Genomic DNA, 17,341 nt, shown 5'->3' with positions numbered 1-17,341 from the left:
GTAATTTGCGGCATGATACGGCGGTTTTTTACATTCGAGGCTAACGGGATAACTGATTAATGGCGAAAGAAGACAACATTGAGATGCAAGGGACTATCCTTGAAACCTTGCCAAATACAATGTTTCGGGTTGAACTGGAAAACGGTCACGTTGTGACTGCTCACATTTCCGGTAAAATGCGTAAAAACTACATCCGAATCCTGACCGGTGACAAGGTCACTGTGCAGCTGACTCCATACGACTTGAGCAAAGGGCGTATCGTCTTCCGCTCACGCTAAGATCCCAGTTATTTCTCAAAAGCCGGCTGTGCCGGTTTTTTTGCTGGTGAGCCCATGGGGGCGACCCACTGCGCAGCAGGCGCACCTGGCCTGCCGTTGTCTATCCAGACATCAATGTGTCGGATAAGGGTCAGGATTCAGAATAAAAATGGCTGCCATTGGCAGCCATTTTTTTTGTTGTAATTCAGCTTATCAAGAGATCTTCTCCGGCGCTTCCGTATTGATCTCCAGTTCGCCATCTTTGACATCCACATGGGCGATGCCACCGGACTCGAGTTTGCCAAACAGGATTTCATCGGCCAGCGGTCGTTTCAGCAGATCCTTGACCACTCTGGCCATAGGTCTGGCCCCCATGGTCTTGTCGTAACCTTTCTCTGCCAACAAGGTTCTGGCCTCATCACTGACTTCCAGCGTCACCCCTTTCTGATCCAACTGTGCCTGCAGTTCGACCAGGAACTTATCCACCACCTTGGCGATAATGGTCATATCCAGATGGTTGAACCAAATGATAGAGTCGAGACGGTTGCGAAACTCTGGCGAGAACACCTTATTGATCTCCGACATCGCATCCAAGCTGTGATCCTGCTGCTTGAAGCCAATGGACTTACGCACAGTTTCCTGCACCCCGGCGTTGGTGGTCATCACCAGGGTCACGTTGCGGAAATCCGCCTTGCGGCCGTTGTTATCGGTCAAAGTACCGTGATCCATTACTTGCAGCAGCAGGTTATAGATATCCGGATGCGCCTTCTCAATTTCATCAAGCAGCACCACACAGTGAGGCGTCTTGATCACGGCATCAGTCAGTAAACCGCCCTGATCGTAGCCGACATACCCCGGAGGCGCGCCAATCAAACGCGACACAGTATGGCTTTCCATATACTCTGACATATCGAAGCGGATAAGCTTGAGCCCGAGGCAAGCCGCCAACTGGTTGGTCACCTCAGTCTTACCCACCCCGGTAGGACCGGCAAACAGGAAGCTCCCCACAGGTTTGTTTTCATTGCCAAGACCACTGCGTGCCAACCGAATCGCCGCGCTGAGACTCTCTATCGCCTTGTCCTGGCCGAACACTACCATCTTCAGGTTACGCTCCAGGTTCTTCAGCAAGTCCTTCTCGGAGGACGTCACTGTTTTTTCCGGGATCCTGGCCATCTTGGCGATGATGGTTTCAATCTCGCTCTGGCCCACGGTTTTCTTGCGTTTGCTCTGTGGCATCATTGCCATCCGCGCACCGGCTTCGTCTATCACATCTATGGCCTTGTCCGGCAAGTGCCTATCGTTGATATGCTTATCCGACAGACTGGCGGCGCTGGCCAAGGCCGCCAGGGTATAACGCACCCCGTGATGTTCTTCATAACGGCTCTTAAGCCCCTGCAGGATCTTGGTGGTTTCGGCCACTGAAGGCTCGTGAATATCCACCTTCTGAAAACGCCGCGCCAATGCCCTGTCCTTCTCAAAGATGCTTTGATATTCCTGAAAAGTAGTAGACCCCATACAGCGCAGATTACCGCTGGAGAGCAAGGGCTTGAGCAGGTTGGATGCGTCCATCACCCCACCGGATGCCGCCCCGGCACCGATAATGGTGTGGATTTCATCGATAAAAAGAATCGCATTCTGATCCGCTGTCAGCTCTTTAAGCAGACTCTTGAAGCGCTTCTCGAAGTCGCCCCGATACTTGGTGCCGGCCAACAGCGCGCCAAGATCCAGAGAGTAAACTGTTGCTTCGCTGATCACCTCTGGCACAGACTCATTGACTATCCGATAGGCCAACCCTTCGGCAATAGCAGTCTTTCCGACGCCGGCCTCGCCCACCAACAGCGGGTTATTCTTGCGGCGACGGCAAAGAATTTGAATCGAGCGTTCAATTTCGTTGTCGCGGCCGATAAGCGGATCTATCTTGCCCTGCTTGGCCATCTCATTGAGATTGCTTGCAAACTGAGCCAGCATGCTGCGCTCTTCTGTGGCTTCTGATTGATCTTCCAGGCTTTCCTGCGACCCTGGTGCATCGGCCTCATCGTTCTTGGCAAAGCCGTGGGAAATATAATTCACCACATCCAGACGGGTAATGTCGTAACGGCGCAGCAGATAAACCGCCTGGGACTCCTGCTCGCTGAAAATGGCTACCAGTACGTTGGCGCCGGTCACCTCATTGCGGCCTGACGACTGCACATGAAATACAGCCCGTTGCAGCACCCGCTGGAAACCCAGTGTCGGCTGAGTCTCACGCTCATCATCGGGATCGCTGATAATAGGTGTGGTCTGGGTAATGAAGTTGGCGACCTCCTCTTTGAGGCGGTCAATGTTGGCGCCACAGGCGAGTAAAGCATCCCTTGCGGCAGGGTTATCGGTCAGCGCCAGCAGCAGGTGCTCAACCGTCATATATTCGTGACGGGCATCTCTGGCTTGCTGAAATGCCAGGTTCAAGGTCACTTCAAGATCTTTGTTCAGCATATGCACCCCCTAAAAAACTACAGAGACAGGCTGGTTAAGCTTCCTCTAACGAACACAGTAACGGATGTTGGTTTTGTCTTGCAAACTGATTCACGTGAACCACTTTGGTTTCGGCTATCCCAAATGGGTAAACACCGCAAACCGCTTTTCCCTGATGATGTATGGTCAACATAATGTCCGTGGCTTCCTGTTCGTTCTTACGAAAGAACAGCTGAAGTACCTCCACAACAAAGTCCATTGGGGTATAGTCATCGTTGTTCAGAATCACTTTATACATAGGAGGCGGTTGCAGTTCCTGCTCAACCCCTTCCTCCACGCGCTCTATCTGTCCAGTCTTACCCATGATTCAATATTAGCCTCTCAACTTGGCTTCTACCAACACTATGCCCGGCCATGTTTCAAAGTACCGTTTGGCAGGTCCTGGGCGGTATTGCCCTTTGTCACACTATACTCTGGCGCGGCGGCGCTTGTCTAAGGCGTTTCTAACTCATGCTTATTTTTCAATCGGTTAAAATTGATTCAATATAATAAAGTGAGTAAATATCCAGACACTTCCATTGAAGAAAAGCTCCCAGTGGCAAACTAAGATTCCAGCGAAACCATATGCAATGTTGTTTTTTTGTTAATTTCGGCTTGACATCCAGCAACACTACTTACATTCTGTTATCTGAGCACCTGCTGAAGTGCTCAAAAGTTGTACTATCTTACTGGGAAGCAGACAATAGAAGGAAGTGGAAGTATGGCAAGCGGAACTGTTAAATGGTTCAACAACGCCAAAGGATTCGGGTTTATCTGCCCTGATGAAGGTGGTGAGGATGTTTTTGCGCACTATTCAACCATTGAAATGGAAGGCTACAGAACTCTAAAAGCAGGCCAACCTGTTGAATTTCAAGTTGAGAAGGGCCCGAAGGGTATGCATGCCTCGGCTATCTCTCCTGTTAAATAACCGGGTGAATAGAGATGAAAAAAGGCGGGGTCATCCCCGCCTTTTTAATGCTTGCTTGGCAATTGAATGAGGGAGAGTTCCCTCATTCAACTTTCAGTATCACGCGCTCAGAAGGCGATTCAGGCTGGCACTTGGCCGCATAGCCTGCTCGGCTTTAACAGGATCCAGCTTGTAGTAACCACCCAGTTCAACTGCAGCGCCCTGGGCACCATTGAGCTCAGCCACTATCTGCTCTTCTGCAGCCACCAGGCCTTCGGCCAGAGGCGCAAAATAAGCTTTCAGCTCGGCATCCTTGTCCTGCTTGGCCAGCGCGCTGGCCCAGTACTGCGCAAGGAAGTAATGACTGCCGCGGTTATCCAGCTGCCCCACTTTACGGGATGGTGACTTGTTGTTATCCAGGAACTGCCCTATCGCCAGATCCAGGCAATCAGCCATCACCTGTGCCTTGGCATTGGCCGTCGTCTGGCTTAGGTGCTCGAGTGAAGCTCCCAATGCCAGGAACTCGCCCAGAGAATCCCAACGCAGGTGGTTTTCCTGTTCAAACTGCTGTACATGCTTGGGTGCACTGCCACCGGCACCCGTTTCGAACAGACCGCCACCATTCATCAGCGGGACGATTGACAGCATCTTGGCACTGGTACCCAACTCAAGGATAGGGAACAAGTCGGTGAGGTAGTCACGCAGCACGTTACCTGTTACCGAAATTGTATCTTTACCGGCTTTAATACGTTCAAGGGAGAAACGGGCCGCCTTTTCCGGTGACATGATGTGCAACTCAAGTCCATCGGTATCATGCTCAGGCAGGTAGGCCTTCACTTTGGCTATCACCTGGGCATCGTGGGCACGGTTTTCATCGAGCCAGAATACCGCCGGGGTGTTGCTCAGCCTGGCACGACGTACGGCCAGCTTGACCCAATCGCGGATAGGTGCATCTTTTACCTGGCACATGCGCCAGATATCACCGGCTTCAACGGCGTGGGACATAAGCAGGTTGCCGTCCTTGTCCAGTACTTTGACGGTACCGGCCGCAGGGATTTCAAAGGTCTTGTCATGGCTACCGTACTCTTCAGCCTTCTGTGCCATCAGTCCCACGTTTGGCACACTGCCCATGGTTGCAGGGTCGAAGGCGCCATGCTCCTTACAGAAATCGATAGTTTCCTGATATACACCGGCATAGCAACGATCCGGGATTAGCGCCTTGGTATCTTTCAACTGGCCATCCGGGCCCCACATCTGGCCGCTGGAGCGGATAGCAGCAGGCATGGAAGCATCAATAATCACATCACTTGGCACATGAAGGTTGGTGATGCCCTTATCTGAGTTAACCATCGCCAGCTCAGGACGGCTCTGGTAGACGGCGGCGATATCGGCTTCAATGGCCGCTTTCTGCTCGGCCGGCAACTTGGCTATCTTGGCATAGACATCGCCCAGACCATTGTTGACGTCCACACCCAGCTCACGCAAGGTTTCACCGTGTTTGGCAAATACATCTTTGTAAAACACCTTCACCGCATGGCCGAACATAATAGGATCGGACACTTTCATCATGGTGGCTTTCAGGTGCAGTGACAACAGCACATCTTCCTGGCGAGCGGCTTCAATTTCGCGCTCGAAGAAGGCGGTCAGTTCACGCTTGCTCATAACGGCCGCATCTATGATTTCACCTGCCAGCAACTCAAGCCCCTGCTTGAGCACCAGTTGGCCGCCATCGTTTTGTTCCAGCACTATGCTGACAGTATCGGCATCTTTGAGGGTAACGGACTGCTCGCTGCCGTAGAAATCCCCTTGTTGCATATGAGCCACATGAGACTTGGAGTCCTTGCTCCAGGCACCCATTGAATGCGGGTGCTTACGGGCATAATTCTTGACCGAAGTCGGGGCGCGGCGGTCTGAGTTACCTTCACGCAGCACAGGGTTTACCGCACTGCCCTTGATCTTGTCATAACGGGCCTTGATTTCCCGCTCTTCATCGGTTTTGGCTTCGGCCGGATAGTCGGGCAGATCATAACCTTTGGCCTGCAACTCTTTGATACAAGCCTGCAGCTGAGGAATGGACGCACTGATATTAGGCAGTTTGATAATATTGGCTTCAGGCTGAGTCGCCAGCTCGCCAAGCTCCGCCAGATGATCACCAATGCGCTGCGCTTCGGTCAGACGCTCGGGAAAAGCGGCAATCACACGGCCGGAAAGAGAAATATCGCGGGTTTCGACATTGATGTCGGCTGCCTGGGTAAAAGTTTTGATGATAGGCAGTAGAGATAAGGTCGCCAGAGCCGGCGCTTCATCTGTCTGCGTATAGATGATAGTGGGGGTTTTATCAGTCATTTTCAGTCCTACGCTTTTTATAAAAATGAGTTGTTATAAGTGTTGTTATTCTTTAATTTCCTTGCCTCTTTCCGCCCAGGATAGCGCCATTGTTCACAGTCGACATAGATCCGGTTGACGGGCGCAAAAATTGGTTGCAGATCACAATTTGGCGAACATCATAGAGCATTCCAGCCAAGATTCAAATGCCACTATAGGCGAGTGCCGGGTACACTCGGGTAAAAGTCACCAACCCGCCCTGCCGCCAAGCAGGACATAGGTGTTACACTCTGGCATATCTCTGACAAATAGTCAGAGTACACAGCTCAAGCAGCCAGGATATCTCAATGAATTCGCCAGCCTCCCAACCAAGACGTAAACCCAAACGCCAACCCAGTCACCCCAAGGGCCCTGGCGGTAAAGAATTTGGCCGAGAAAAGAGTCAGCGCTCCACCAATCCAAGCCCCAACAGCAAGAGTTCCAGTAACAAGAGCTCCAATAACAAGAGACAGGGCCTGAATAAAAAACGCCCTGGTCCTCAAAAATCACGGCCAAAAGTGGCACGACTCTCGATTGCAGAAACCCAAGTGGTGCTGCTAAATAAACCCTTCGATGTGTTATGCCAGTTTACCGATGAAGGCGGACGACGCACGCTCAAAGATCTGCTGCCCATCGCCGGTGTTTATGCCGCCGGTCGTCTGGACAGAGACAGCGAGGGCCTGCTACTGCTCACCAATAACGGTCAGTTGCAGGCCAAACTGACCCAACCCAATAAACACACCTTCAAGACCTACTGGGTACAAGTGGAAGGCGATGTCGATGACCTCGCGATTCAAGCCTTGCGTCAGGGCGTTGATCTTAAAGATGGCCTCACCCTGCCTGCCAAGGTGCGCCGTTTGCAGCCACCCGAATTTTTGTGGCCACGCAATCCCCCTATACGTGAGCGGCGCAATATCCCCACCACTTGGCTGGAGATCTGTATCCGTGAGGGGCGCAATCGTCAGGTACGAAGGATGACAGCCCATGTCGGGTTTCCCACTTTAAGATTGATACGTTATGCCATAGGCGAACTCAGCCTGGATACCGAGCAAGGACAATGCCTGCAGCCCGGTGAATATCGCGCTCTTTCCGACGCGGCGATTAAGGAGCTTCTCGATGACTGAACGTTATCGCCCCAATGTGACAGTGGCCTGCATTATTGAGGCAGAGAAGCGTTTTTTAGTGGTCGAAGAGTTGATAGACGGTCAACAGAAATTCAACCAACCGGCCGGTCACCTTGAAGCAAATGAAAGCCTTATCGACGCTTGTCGCCGCGAGGTGCAGGAAGAAACCGGCCTGACAGTCACCCCTGAAGCCCTGGTGCGGATAGATCAGTTCAGCGCTTCCAAGGAGCTGGCCTTTTTACGTTTCACCTTCTGTGCCCGCTTGGCTGAATGTCAGAGTACCAAGCCGTTGGACGCTGCCATCAAGGCCGCCCATTGGTTGAGTATGGATGAAATCACGGCCTTGGGACCCAAGCTTCGTAGCCCCTTGGTCAGCGCCACGCTGGAGAGCTATTTGCAGGGACAACGGCTGCCGTTATCTTTGCTCAATAGCGAGCTGTTGTGATTAGCTCTGGGCACCAAGGCGTGATAGAATACGCCCCCGCAGAAACTGAGCGCCTTATGGCTGTTTGTCCACCCCAGCGTCGCGCCAATAACGGCCTGTCACAACCGGGCACAAGCAGCAGTTCTCTTTTTGGGCGTTCATGAATGAATTCAACGGTTTTAGGATCTATGACAGCTAACACTCCCAATGCATCAGGAAAAAAAGTCATTGTCGGCATGTCCGGCGGTGTCGACTCATCTGTTTCAGCCTATCTGCTGCTCCAGCAGGGCTATCAGGTAGAAGGCCTGTTCATGAAGAACTGGGAAGAAGATGACACCGACGAATATTGCTCTGCCGCCGAAGATTTAAAAGATGCCCAGGCTGTCTGTGACAAGCTGGGGATCAAGTTGCACACGGTTAACTTTGCCGCCGAATACTGGGACAATGTGTTCGAGTATTTTCTGGCCGAGTACAAGGCAGGACGCACGCCTAACCCGGACATCATGTGCAACAAGGAGATCAAGTTCAAAGCCTTCCTTGAGTTTGCCGATGACATTCTCGATGCCGACTATATCGCCATGGGCCACTATGTGCGCCGCCGTGATACCGACGGCAAAACCCAGCTGCTTCGCGGCATAGATGGCAACAAGGATCAGAGCTACTTCCTCTACACCTTGAGTCACCAACAGGTGGCACGCAGCCTGTTCCCTGTGGGTGAACTGGAAAAACCCGAAGTTCGCCGCATCGCCGAAGAGCAAGGGCTGGTCACCTTCAACAAGAAAGACAGCACAGGTATCTGTTTTATCGGTGAGCGCAAGTTTACTGAATTCCTTGGCACTTATCTGCCCGCGCAACCGGGCAAAATCGAGAGTGTCGACGGTGAAGTGATAGGCGAGCATCAGGGCCTGATGTACCACACTCTGGGCCAGCGCAAAGGCCTTGGGATTGGCGGCATGAAAAACAGCAACGACAATCCCTGGTATGTGGTCGACAAGGATCTGAAACGTAATGTATTGGTTGTCGCCCAAGGCGGCCAGCATCCAAGACTCATGTCGGTTGGCCTCACGGCCAGGCAGTTGCACTGGGTCGACAGGCAAGGCCCTGCCGATGGCGCAAAAATCACGGTCAAGACCCGTTATCGCCAGCAGGATATCCCCTGCACTGTTTATATCCAGGGTGATGATGAGCTGAGAGTGATCTTCAATGAGCCGGTAGCGGCAGTCACGCCAGGGCAGTCGGCAGTATTCTACGACGGTGAAGTCTGCCTGGGTGGCGGCATCATAGAAACCCTGATTAGGGAGTAATCATTGAGCGAGCAATTGCATGACCGCACCATGGCATTTGCCGGCATATTGCAGGCAATCGCCCAGGTGCAATATATCGCCCGCCACGGGGAAAGCGATCCGCAGCAGTTGGCTGCAGCACTCGATGGCATTATGGTGACAGATCCCGAGAATATCGATGAGATCTATCCCGACAAAGTCGTGCTGGCCAACGGCTACAAGTGGATTATCAATCAACTGGGGGACAGTGCCCAGAAAGATGTGGAAATCACCCGTTATCTGGTCGGCATTCTGGCGCTTGAGCGTAAACTGAGCCGCAACCAAGCGGCTCTGGGGATGCTGTCTGAACGCATCAATCAAGTGCATCGCCAACTGAGCCACTTTGCCATAACCGACGAGCAGGTTATCGCCAACCTGGCCAGCATCTACAGCGATATCATCAGTAATTTGGGGCCCAAGATCCAGATTTCGGGCAACCCCAACATACTGCAACGGCCACTGGTTCAACATAAAATACGCGCCTTGTTGCTGGCAGCAATGCGCAGTGCCGTACTCTGGCGTCAACTGGGCGGTAAACGCAGACATCTGGTGTTTGCCCGCAAGGCGATCGTCGATACAGCTAAAAAAAGCCTCACCCTATAATAAAGCCAAGTTCATCAAGGAGCTTATAATGGATCTTTCCGCACTGACTGCTATCTCACCGGTAGACGGGCGTTATGGTAGTAAAACCGCCGAACTTCGGGGGATATTCAGCGAGTACGGTCTTACCAAGTATCGTGTTCAGGTCGAAATCAACTGGCTGAAACTGCTTTCCAGCTGCCCTGAAATCGAAGAAGTCCCCCCTTTCAGTGAAGAAGCTCTGGCATTGCTGGATAATATTCGCGATAACTTCAGCGAAGCCGATGCCCTGAGAGTCAAAACCATCGAAGCCACCACCAACCATGACGTTAAGGCGGTGGAATACTTCATCAAGGAAAAAATCGCCGACAATGCCGAGCTGGCTGCCATAGGCGAGTTCGTGCACTTTGCCTGCACCAGTGAAGACATCAACAACCTGTCCCACGGCCTGATGCTGACCGAAGCCCGTGAACAGGTACTGCTGCCATACTGCCAGAAACTGGTCGATGCCGTTAAAGAGCTGGCCAGACGTTACAAGACTGTGCCTCTGATGTCCCGTACACACGGTCAACCCGCCTCGCCCTCGACTCTGGGTAAAGAGATGGCCAACGTGGCCGTACGTCTCGAACGCCAACTCAAACAAATTGAAGCGGTTGAGATCATGGGTAAGATCAACGGCGCCGTGGGTAACTACAACGCTCACCTGTCGGCCTACCCAGAAGTTAACTGGCATGAGCTGTCACAGCGCTTTGTCACCAGCCTGGGGCTGAACTGGAACCCCTACACCACTCAGATTGAACCGCACGACTATATTGCCGAGCTGTTCGATGCCGTGGCTCGTTTCAATACCGTGCTGATAGATTTTGACCGTGATATCTGGGGTTATATCGCCCTGGGTCACTTCAAGCAGAAGACAGTGGCCGGTGAAATCGGTTCATCCACCATGCCGCACAAGGTTAACCCTATCGACTTTGAAAACTCGGAAGGTAACCTGGGCATAGCCAACGCCCTGATGCAGCATCTGGCCAGTAAACTGCCGGTTTCCCGCTGGCAGCGCGATCTGACCGACTCCACAGTATTGCGTAACCTGGGTGTGGGTATCGCCCACTCGCTGATCGCCTACCAGGCCACACTCAAGGGTGTCAGTAAGCTGGAAGTCAACGAGGCGCACCTGCGCGATGAACTGGATCACAACTGGGAAGTGCTGGCCGAGCCGGTACAGACAGTCATGCGCCGCTATGGCATCGAAAAGCCTTACGAGAAGCTCAAGGAGCTGACCCGTGGCAAGCGTATCGATGGTCAGCAGCTTGCAGCCTTTATCGACGGTCTGGAACTGCCGGAGAGTGTGAAGCACGAACTCAAGCAACTGACGCCGGCCAACTACATAGGCCGCGCCGAGGCCTTTGTTGATGATTTGAACTGATAGCCTTTTGGCTGTCACGGGCGGTACTGGTTTCCAGTACCGCCTTTTTTCTCCCCGGGGTTTATGCCGTTGCAAGCGGGATAACTGACTTGCCATTGAAACGGTTTAAGGATTGGATAACAGATGACGAACACTTACCAGCTGACTCTAGACAGCAACGCCTTTGTTAAAGAGGTATGGCAGCAACAACCCAAGGTGATCAGACAAGCCTTCAAAGACTTTGTCGATCCTATCGCCGCCGATGAGCTGGCGGGCCTCGCCTGTGAAGAGGAGATCTCCTCACGGGTAGTTCTCACCAAGGGGCAGGACTGGGAAGTGATCTCAGGCCCATTTGAAGACTATGACAAGTTCGGTGAAGAAAACTGGCAACTGCTGGTACAGGCCGTCAACCACTGGTATCCGGACTCACAAGCTCTGGTGGAAGCCTTCCGCTTCCTGCCGGACTGGCGCTTCGATGACCTAATGGTGTCCTTTGCCACGCCGGGTGGCGGTGTCGGCCCCCATATCGACAACTATGATGTCTTTATCATTCAAGGCGAGGGACGCAGGCGCTGGACCGTCGGTGCCAAGGGCCAATACGCCAAGCGCGGCAACAACCCCAATACCCCTTTGATTGAAGACTTTGAGCCTATTATAGATACAGTGCTGGAACCCGGTGACATGCTGTATATACCGCCTGGTTTTCCTCACAGGGGCGAGACCTTGACCCTGGCATTGTCCTACTCGGTAGGTTTCCGGGCACCGAGTCAGCAAGAACTTATCAGCGAAATGGCCGACTTTATGCTTGATCAGGATCTCGGCCACAAACGCTTCACTTCGGGTGAAGAAGCCGGGCAACCTGCGCTGATCGCCAAGAGCCAGCAACAGGGGATGATGGCGCTGCTGAAAGAGCTGACTGAAAACCCTGACTATTATCAGGGCGTGCTGGGCAAATTGTTGAGTCAGAACCGCTTTGAGCTGGATATTTGCCAGGGTGAGCCTATGAGTACCGAGGAGCTCAGAGAAGCCGCGGCCGAAGGCGCTGTATTCAAGCGCATAGGTGGGCTTAAAATTCTCATGCTGGAAGAGGACCCCAACTGCCGACTGTTTATCAATGGGGAAGCTTTTGAATTGCCGCAAGGCAGTGAAGATCAGGCGCAGCTTATTGCCAATCGCACCAGCATCAGCGGCGAAGATCTCGAATCATTGCTGAACTATGAGGTGATAACTGCGCTGCTGTGCAACCTGCTTGAAAAAGGCTACTTCTACCTCAGTGAAGAATGAGATTGAGTCAGTCTTTCTGTACTGAATAAAATATCAGTCCTAATCCCGGCTCATAAGAGTAGCATTCTCAACCAATAAACCAGCAGAATGCTACTCCCTCACTCTTGATGGGGTTGATATTGACTCTATCCCTGGCAATCTCTATCGGTCTGTTATTCCAGCCCCACTTCTTGCTATAAAAAACCTGTTGCCAAGCGCAAAAAACTCTGGTTTTCAAGGAAAATCAGAGTGTCAAACCAGTGAAACAAATCCCCTTTACCCTACATCTACTTATACAAAGCAACAGCCTAGGCTAAGTTACTGAAAGAGGAAACTATGTCAGAACAACAGGTGACAGGAACCGTTAAATGGTTCAACGATGAAAAGGGCTTTGGTTTTCTAACCCAGGAAAACGCCGCCGATGTGTTCGTCCACTACCGCGCCATTCAAGGCAGCGGCCGCCGCACTCTGAAAGAGGGTGAGAAGGTCAGCTTCAGCGTGACTGAAGGCCAAAAGGGGCTGCAGGCAGAAAACGTAGTGCGGTTAAAATAGCTGACGGATAAAGTAAAGGGACGGCAGATGCCGTCCCTCTTGTTAGGCGATATCGCCATCAAGGTGCGAGACGATTGATCTCCCACCCGTCATCTGTGCGGCTGTAGAGGAATCTGTCATGCAGCCTGTGCTCACCGCCCTGCCAGAATTCCACACTGGAAGGCACTATGCGGTAGCCGCCCCAAAACTTGGGCAAGGGGACTTCGCCCTTGGCAAACTTGGCCTTCATCTCGGCAAACTTACTCTCGAGTGCCTGACGGGCGCTAAGCTTGCTCGACTGTTTCGAGACCCAGGCCGCTATCTGGCTGTCTTTCGGACGGCTGACAAAGTACTTGAATACCTCTGTAGCAGACAGGGCTTCGGCTACCCCTGTCACGGCCACCTGGCGCTCCAGCGGATGCCAGGGAAACAGTAAACTAACCTTGGCATTGACGGCAATCTGCTGCGCCTTACGGCTTTCCAGATTGGTAAAAAATACAAATCCTTGCTGATCAAAACGCTTCAGCAAGACTATCCGCTGAAACGGTTGGCCGGTTTCATCCACTGTGGCCACCACCATGGCGGTAGGATCTGTCAAAGGTGCATCCTTGGCCTGCGCCATCCAGCGCTCAAACTGCGCCATGGGCTCGGTGGCCAGATCGGCGCGCCTGAGGCCGCCCCGGGTGTATTCACGGCGAATATCACTCAAATCTGTCATTGTCTATCCTTGTCCCTGAACCGGGCGTAATGCCCCAGCGAAAGAAAAGCCAACGGCAAGCGTTGGCTTAACGTGAAGCGGCTTACTTGACTTTGCCCTGGCACAAGGCCCAGACATGCAGCATTTCCAGGCCCAGAGTCGCGCCCGCCAGCGCGGTAATGTCGGCGCTATCGTAAGCAGGTGCCACTTCAACCACATCCATACCCACTATGTTGAGGCCCTTGAGACCACGGATAATCTTCAGCGCCTTGTCACTGGTGAGACCACCGCATACCGGAGTACCGGTTCCCGGCGCGAAGGCAGGATCCAGGCAATCGATATCGAAAGTCACATACAAAGGCATATCGCCAACCCGAGCCTTGATCTGCGCCACGATTTCATCGGCGGTCATATCATTGGCCATGGCGGCATCAATCACCTGAAAACCGTGGCCTTCTTTGGTGTATTCGGTGCGGATCCCCACCTGCACAGAATGGGCCGGATCGATCAAGCCTTCGTTAGGGGCGTGATAGAACATGGTGCCATGGTCAAACTTACTGCCTTCACTGTAAGTGTCGGTGTGGGCATCGAAGTGCAGCAGCGCCATCTTGCCAAACTGTTTGTGGTGCGCACGAAGCAACGGCAGGGTTACAAAGTGATCACCGCCAAAGCTCAGCAGTGTCTTACCGGAGGCCAGAACTTTGCTGGCAAAGTTTTCGGTGCGCTCGGTAAAATCGGCGGCATCACCACAATTAAATACCAGATCGCCGGCGTCCACTATCTTGATATATTCGCTGAGGCTGAAATCCCAAGGCCAACGCTTCTCTTCCCAGGCCAGATTGGTCGAGGCATTGCGGATAGCTCCGGGCCCCATACGGCCACCGCTGCGGCCGGTAACGGCCATATCGAAAGGCAAACCTATTACCACCACATCCGCATCGCTTTCTAGCGGTTTGAAATCCAGTGGCTGACGCAAATAACCAAACGCATTTGAATAAAGCGAGTAATCAGGTTTATCTGCTAAAGTGGTCATAAATACTCCAAAACTTGGCTAATGCCGATATTTACATGGACTCAGGGATCAGCACTTCGTGGCACATCTGCTGATAATGACTGAAGCTGACATTATAACCCTGCTCCAGGGACAAAGAGCAACTTCCCAAACATAAATGTTCCGGGTAACCACGGGTATCCAACTGGGCGTTGAAGCCGATGACATCCCAGCTGCCGGGATTGAGAATAGCCAGCAAACGGGCGAAGATATCTATCGGTTGTGCGGCGAGATCCAGATTGGTCTCGAAGCTGACATAAGAGCTGCTTTCCTGGGGCGTGATATGAATAGTCATATACTCTTTGCCGCGAATGCCGTTGATGGAATAACCAAAGGGCTCAAACAGAAAGTCATCAAACTGGAATCCGGGCAGCATCTCTTCCAGTGCCAGCAGTTGCCTAACCCCTTCGCAGCTTTGGTTATCGGAGCGCAAGTAGTCAGCCGCTTCACCACGAATGTGATACATCAACAGCTCACTGGTGGCATCACTGCTCTCGGCGCTGAAAGCCTTGTCGCTGCAAAACAGATAATGGTGATGAGAATCCAGATGGCCGATACGATACGCCACGCCGGACAGCTTCTCTCTCAACGCCTGTAAGTCCTGCTCAAAAGAGCTGGCCTGCAGGTGCGACAGATATTCGTTTTTGCGCTGAAAAGTCGCAAAGGCTATCGCCTCTTCACCGAGGGAGTCGATAAAATGCAGAGTCGAGCGCGCCAGAGTGGTGGTACCACAGGTCAACATTAAAAATCTGTCGTCCCAAACAAACAGGCTCGACTCGCTGAGCAGATAGGCATCGCAATAATCATTGCTGACGGAAGAGAGGATTTCTGCATTGGCCTTGGCCACCATCTCTTCCCAGAAGGGCTTTCCCAGTGAGCGCAGCGAAGGCGTAGCCGGCGTCACTATCACTTCAATTTTTTTTTCTGAACCTTCAAAAAACATCTTTTATCTCTACTTGTTGCAGGCCCCGAAGGGCCTGCTGAATGCACCGACCTTATGAAAAATCTTCCAGATAGGTATAACCCTTAAGACCCAATTGCAGCTCTTCAAGGATCGAGGTGCGTTCGTCTTCGGCAATATGCTGATTCACCAGCTCTTCGTAGGTGCGCATAAAGGATACGGCATCCAGGTTCACATAGCGCAGCACATCGGCCACTGTATCACCGGACAACACAGACTCTATGTTTGCCAGGCCGCTTTCATCGAGACGCACCACAGCCGAGTTGGTATCACCGAACAGGTTGTGCATATCACCGAGGATCTCCTGATAAGCCCCCACCAGGAAGAAACCGATAAGATACGGGCTCTCGGCACTCCAGGCAGGAACCGGCAGTGTGGTTTCAATCCCCTGCCCGTCCACATACTGATCCACCATACCGTCCGAGTCACAGGTGATATCCAGCATCACGGCGCGGCGCTCAGGTGCGGTATCCAGCCCGGTTAGCGGCAACACAGGGAACACCTGATCTATGCCCCAGGCATCAGGCAGCGACTGGAACAGCGAGAAGTTAACGAAGAACTTGTCAGCCAATTTCTCATTGAGTTCATCAATGATGGGTCTGTGATAACGGTTCTTGTTGTTCATCAATCCCTGCAGCTCGTGACAGACACGCAGGTTGGTCTGCTCCGCCCAGGCGCGCTCTTCCAGGCTAAGTTGCCCCAGAGCAAACAGAGCGTGAGCTTCGGCCAGATCCGATTGGGTATCGTGGAAAATCTCAATCAAGGCGCGGGAATCGGCGCGGCCGCGGATATCGCTCCAGGACTGCCACATATTGTGCAGCAGCTGTGGGGCATCCTCTGCCGGTGGCTGGATATTCTCAGGAGAATAGGCCTCGGTACCGATAACATCCGTGATAAGCACGGCGTGGTGCGCCGTCAGGAAGCGGCCGGACTCAGAGATAATTCTCGGCACCGGCTGCTCGTACTCGGCGCAGACATCACTCAGAGCGCTGACGATATTGTTGGCGTATTCGCTCAGGCCGTAGTTCATTGAGTTATTGCTTTGGCTGCGGGTACCGTCATAATCCACCGCCAGGCCGCCGCCCACGTCGAAACAGTTGACCTTGGCCCCCAGTTTTCTCAGCTCACAATAGAAGCGCGCCGCCTCACCCACACCATGGCGAATATCGCGAATATTGGCGATTTGTGAACCCAGGTGGAAGTGCAGCAACTGCAGCGAATCCAGCATGTCGGCACTCTTGAGCTCGTTGACCACCCGCAGCACCTGCGCAGCAGACAGACCAAACTTGGACTTTTCACCGCCACTGGCCTGCCACTTACCCTTGCCCTGGAACGCCAGACGTGCGCGCAGCCCCAGACGCGGAGTAACCCCAAGCTCGCGGGATTCCTGTAGAACCATCTTGAGCTCGGACATCTTCTCCAGCACTATGTAGACCTTGTGGCCCAGCTTTTCGCCTATCAGTGCCAGGCGGATATATTCTTTATCCTTGTAGCCGTTACAGACTATGACTGAGCTGGCCTTTTGCGCCATGGCCAGTACCGCCATCAGCTCAGGCTTACTGCCGGCTTCAAGCCCAAGTTGCGGAGCTTCTTTGCTGACCTGGCTGGCGAGGATTTCCTCAACCACTGTCTGCTGCTGGTTCACCTTGATGGGATAAACCAGCAGATAATCTTCGCTGTACTCGTACTTTTGAATCGCCTGATTAAAGGCTTGGCACAAGCTATCGACCCTGTGGTGCAAAATCTGCGGAAAACGGACCAGCACAGGGAGGTTAACACCGGCCTTCACCATGTCTTTGGCCAGTTCGTTCAAGCCGATTTTGCTGTCCGGATTCAAAGGGTTCGGTGACACTGTCACCTCACCCTGATCGCTTATTCCGTAAAATCCCTGGCTCCAGTATGCGACATTGTAGCCGACGCGGGCATCGTCAATAGACCAATCACTCATGTTCGTTAGCCTGTTATCAAA

General features: G+C 52.8%; 16 protein-coding genes. 9 read left to right on the top strand and 7 right to left on the bottom strand.

Annotated features, from left to right (window positions below):
• The first annotated feature begins 59 nt into the window (after positions 1-59).
• A complete protein-coding gene (infA, locus tag ACMHXH_RS04810; RefSeq protein WP_005500725.1) occupies positions 60-278 on the top strand; it encodes a translation initiation factor IF-1 in 219 nt (72 codons plus the stop codon).
• Positions 279-470: 192 nt separating this feature from the next.
• Here infA and clpA read toward each other — a convergent pair whose 3' ends face one another.
• Both clpA and clpS read right to left on the bottom strand, forming a co-directional pair.
• Entirely contained in the window at positions 471-2,729 is a 2,259-nt protein-coding gene (gene clpA, locus ACMHXH_RS04805) for an ATP-dependent Clp protease ATP-binding subunit ClpA (RefSeq protein ID WP_335912017.1), read from the bottom strand.
• A gap of 34 nt (positions 2,730-2,763) precedes the next feature.
• Positions 2,764-3,072: an ATP-dependent Clp protease adapter ClpS gene (clpS, locus tag ACMHXH_RS04800; protein ID WP_413737687.1), complete on the bottom strand. Its 309-nt coding sequence runs from the start codon at positions 3,070-3,072 to the stop codon at positions 2,764-2,766.
• A gap of 396 nt (positions 3,073-3,468) precedes the next feature.
• On the opposite strand from clpS, the gene cspD reads away from it, so the two are divergent.
• Positions 3,469-3,675 (top strand): cold shock domain-containing protein CspD, encoded by a 207-nt coding sequence (gene cspD, locus ACMHXH_RS04795; RefSeq protein ID WP_025011178.1) that lies wholly within the window; start codon positions 3,469-3,471, stop codon positions 3,673-3,675.
• Positions 3,676-3,774: 99 nt separating this feature from the next.
• On the opposite strand, the gene ACMHXH_RS04790 is transcribed toward cspD, so the two are convergent.
• Positions 3,775-6,000: an NADP-dependent isocitrate dehydrogenase gene (locus ACMHXH_RS04790; protein ID WP_335912016.1), complete on the bottom strand. Its 2,226-nt coding sequence runs from the start codon at positions 5,998-6,000 to the stop codon at positions 3,775-3,777.
• Between the two features lie 326 nt (positions 6,001-6,326).
• Here ACMHXH_RS04790 and ACMHXH_RS04785 point away from each other — a divergent pair, with 326 nt between their 5' ends.
• The 7 genes from ACMHXH_RS04785 (at position 6,327) to ACMHXH_RS04755 (ending at position 12,684) form a co-directional block, all read left to right on the top strand.
• On the top strand, positions 6,327-7,142 hold the full coding sequence (locus ACMHXH_RS04785; RefSeq protein ID WP_335912015.1) for a pseudouridine synthase: 816 nt from the start codon (positions 6,327-6,329) through the stop codon (positions 7,140-7,142).
• Positions 7,135-7,587, top strand: a complete 453-nt coding sequence (locus ACMHXH_RS04780) for an NUDIX hydrolase (RefSeq protein WP_215774274.1) — start codon at positions 7,135-7,137, stop codon at positions 7,585-7,587. The genes ACMHXH_RS04785 and ACMHXH_RS04780 overlap by 8 nt, the downstream gene beginning before the upstream one ends.
• A gap of 167 nt (positions 7,588-7,754) precedes the next feature.
• Positions 7,755-8,870 carry a tRNA 2-thiouridine(34) synthase MnmA gene (mnmA, locus tag ACMHXH_RS04775; RefSeq protein WP_071475866.1) on the top strand — a complete coding sequence of 372 codons (1,116 nt, stop codon included), beginning with the start codon at positions 7,755-7,757 and terminating at the stop codon, positions 8,868-8,870.
• Positions 8,871-8,873: 3 nt separating this feature from the next.
• Positions 8,874-9,491 (top strand): high frequency lysogenization protein HflD, encoded by a 618-nt coding sequence (hflD, locus tag ACMHXH_RS04770; protein ID WP_028781430.1) that lies wholly within the window; start codon positions 8,874-8,876, stop codon positions 9,489-9,491.
• Positions 9,492-9,519: 28 nt separating this feature from the next.
• On the top strand, positions 9,520-10,890 hold the full coding sequence (gene purB / locus ACMHXH_RS04765) for an adenylosuccinate lyase (RefSeq protein WP_039033395.1): 1,371 nt from the start codon (positions 9,520-9,522) through the stop codon (positions 10,888-10,890).
• Positions 10,891-11,013: 123 nt separating this feature from the next.
• Positions 11,014-12,153, top strand: coding sequence for a cupin domain-containing protein (locus tag ACMHXH_RS04760; protein ID WP_335912014.1), 1,140 nt, complete (start codon positions 11,014-11,016; stop codon positions 12,151-12,153).
• Positions 12,154-12,468: 315 nt separating this feature from the next.
• The gene (locus ACMHXH_RS04755; protein ID WP_025009621.1) at positions 12,469-12,684 is read left to right on the top strand and encodes a cold-shock protein; all 216 of its coding nucleotides are present in this window, start codon (positions 12,469-12,471) and stop codon (positions 12,682-12,684) included.
• A 58-nt stretch (positions 12,685-12,742) separates the two neighbouring features.
• Here the strand turns inward: ACMHXH_RS04755 and pdxH are convergent, their stop codons facing one another.
• The 4 genes from pdxH to speA all read right to left on the bottom strand — a co-directional run bounded on the left by pdxH (position 12,743) and on the right by speA (position 17,320).
• Positions 12,743-13,381, bottom strand: a complete 639-nt coding sequence (gene pdxH, locus ACMHXH_RS04750) for a pyridoxamine 5'-phosphate oxidase (RefSeq protein WP_071475868.1) — start codon at positions 13,379-13,381, stop codon at positions 12,743-12,745.
• An 82-nt stretch (positions 13,382-13,463) separates the two neighbouring features.
• Positions 13,464-14,393 (bottom strand): agmatinase, encoded by a 930-nt coding sequence (gene speB / locus ACMHXH_RS04745; protein ID WP_039033398.1) that lies wholly within the window; start codon positions 14,391-14,393, stop codon positions 13,464-13,466.
• A 31-nt stretch (positions 14,394-14,424) separates the two neighbouring features.
• Complete coding sequence (locus ACMHXH_RS04740) at positions 14,425-15,354, bottom strand: adenosylmethionine decarboxylase (RefSeq protein ID WP_039033399.1); 930 nt, start codon at positions 15,352-15,354, stop codon at positions 14,425-14,427.
• A gap of 52 nt (positions 15,355-15,406) precedes the next feature.
• Positions 15,407-17,320, bottom strand: a complete 1,914-nt coding sequence (gene speA, locus ACMHXH_RS04735; RefSeq protein ID WP_039033400.1) for a biosynthetic arginine decarboxylase — start codon at positions 17,318-17,320, stop codon at positions 15,407-15,409.
• Between the last annotated feature and the right edge of the window lie 21 nt (positions 17,321-17,341).

Source organism: Shewanella sp. BJSY2023SW001, assembly GCF_047314685.1.
Taxonomy (GTDB): domain Bacteria; phylum Pseudomonadota; class Gammaproteobacteria; order Enterobacterales; family Shewanellaceae; genus Shewanella; species Shewanella indica.
The sequence above is the reverse complement of the archived record's forward strand: the minus strand, read 5'-3'. Positions and strand labels throughout refer to the sequence as shown.

What these genes read in the sequence shown, in the direction of transcription:
- cspD (WP_025011178.1), top strand. Translation starts at nt 3,469, where the DNA reads ATGGCAAGCGGAACTGTTAAATGGTTCAACAACGCCAAAGGATTCGGG.
- pdxH (WP_071475868.1), bottom strand. Translation starts at nt 13,381, where the DNA reads ATGACAGATTTGAGTGATATTCGCCGTGAATACACCCGGGGCGGCCTC.
- clpS (WP_413737687.1), bottom strand. Translation starts at nt 3,072, where the DNA reads ATGGGTAAGACTGGACAGATAGAGCGCGTGGAGGAAGGGGTTGAGCAG.
- infA (WP_005500725.1), top strand. Translation starts at nt 60, where the DNA reads ATGGCGAAAGAAGACAACATTGAGATGCAAGGGACTATCCTTGAAACC.
- speB (WP_039033398.1), bottom strand. Translation starts at nt 14,393, where the DNA reads ATGACCACTTTAGCAGATAAACCTGATTACTCGCTTTATTCAAATGCG.
- ACMHXH_RS04740 (WP_039033399.1), bottom strand. Translation starts at nt 15,354, where the DNA reads ATGTTTTTTGAAGGTTCAGAAAAAAAAATTGAAGTGATAGTGACGCCG.
- ACMHXH_RS04755 (WP_025009621.1), top strand. Translation starts at nt 12,469, where the DNA reads ATGTCAGAACAACAGGTGACAGGAACCGTTAAATGGTTCAACGATGAA.
- clpA (WP_335912017.1), bottom strand. Translation starts at nt 2,729, where the DNA reads ATGCTGAACAAAGATCTTGAAGTGACCTTGAACCTGGCATTTCAGCAA.
- ACMHXH_RS04785 (WP_335912015.1), top strand. Translation starts at nt 6,327, where the DNA reads ATGAATTCGCCAGCCTCCCAACCAAGACGTAAACCCAAACGCCAACCC.
- ACMHXH_RS04790 (WP_335912016.1), bottom strand. Translation starts at nt 6,000, where the DNA reads ATGACTGATAAAACCCCCACTATCATCTATACGCAGACAGATGAAGCG.
- ACMHXH_RS04780 (WP_215774274.1), top strand. Translation starts at nt 7,135, where the DNA reads ATGACTGAACGTTATCGCCCCAATGTGACAGTGGCCTGCATTATTGAG.
- mnmA (WP_071475866.1), top strand. Translation starts at nt 7,755, where the DNA reads ATGACAGCTAACACTCCCAATGCATCAGGAAAAAAAGTCATTGTCGGC.
- ACMHXH_RS04760 (WP_335912014.1), top strand. Translation starts at nt 11,014, where the DNA reads ATGACGAACACTTACCAGCTGACTCTAGACAGCAACGCCTTTGTTAAA.
- speA (WP_039033400.1), bottom strand. Translation starts at nt 17,320, where the DNA reads ATGAGTGATTGGTCTATTGACGATGCCCGCGTCGGCTACAATGTCGCA.
- purB (WP_039033395.1), top strand. Translation starts at nt 9,520, where the DNA reads ATGGATCTTTCCGCACTGACTGCTATCTCACCGGTAGACGGGCGTTAT.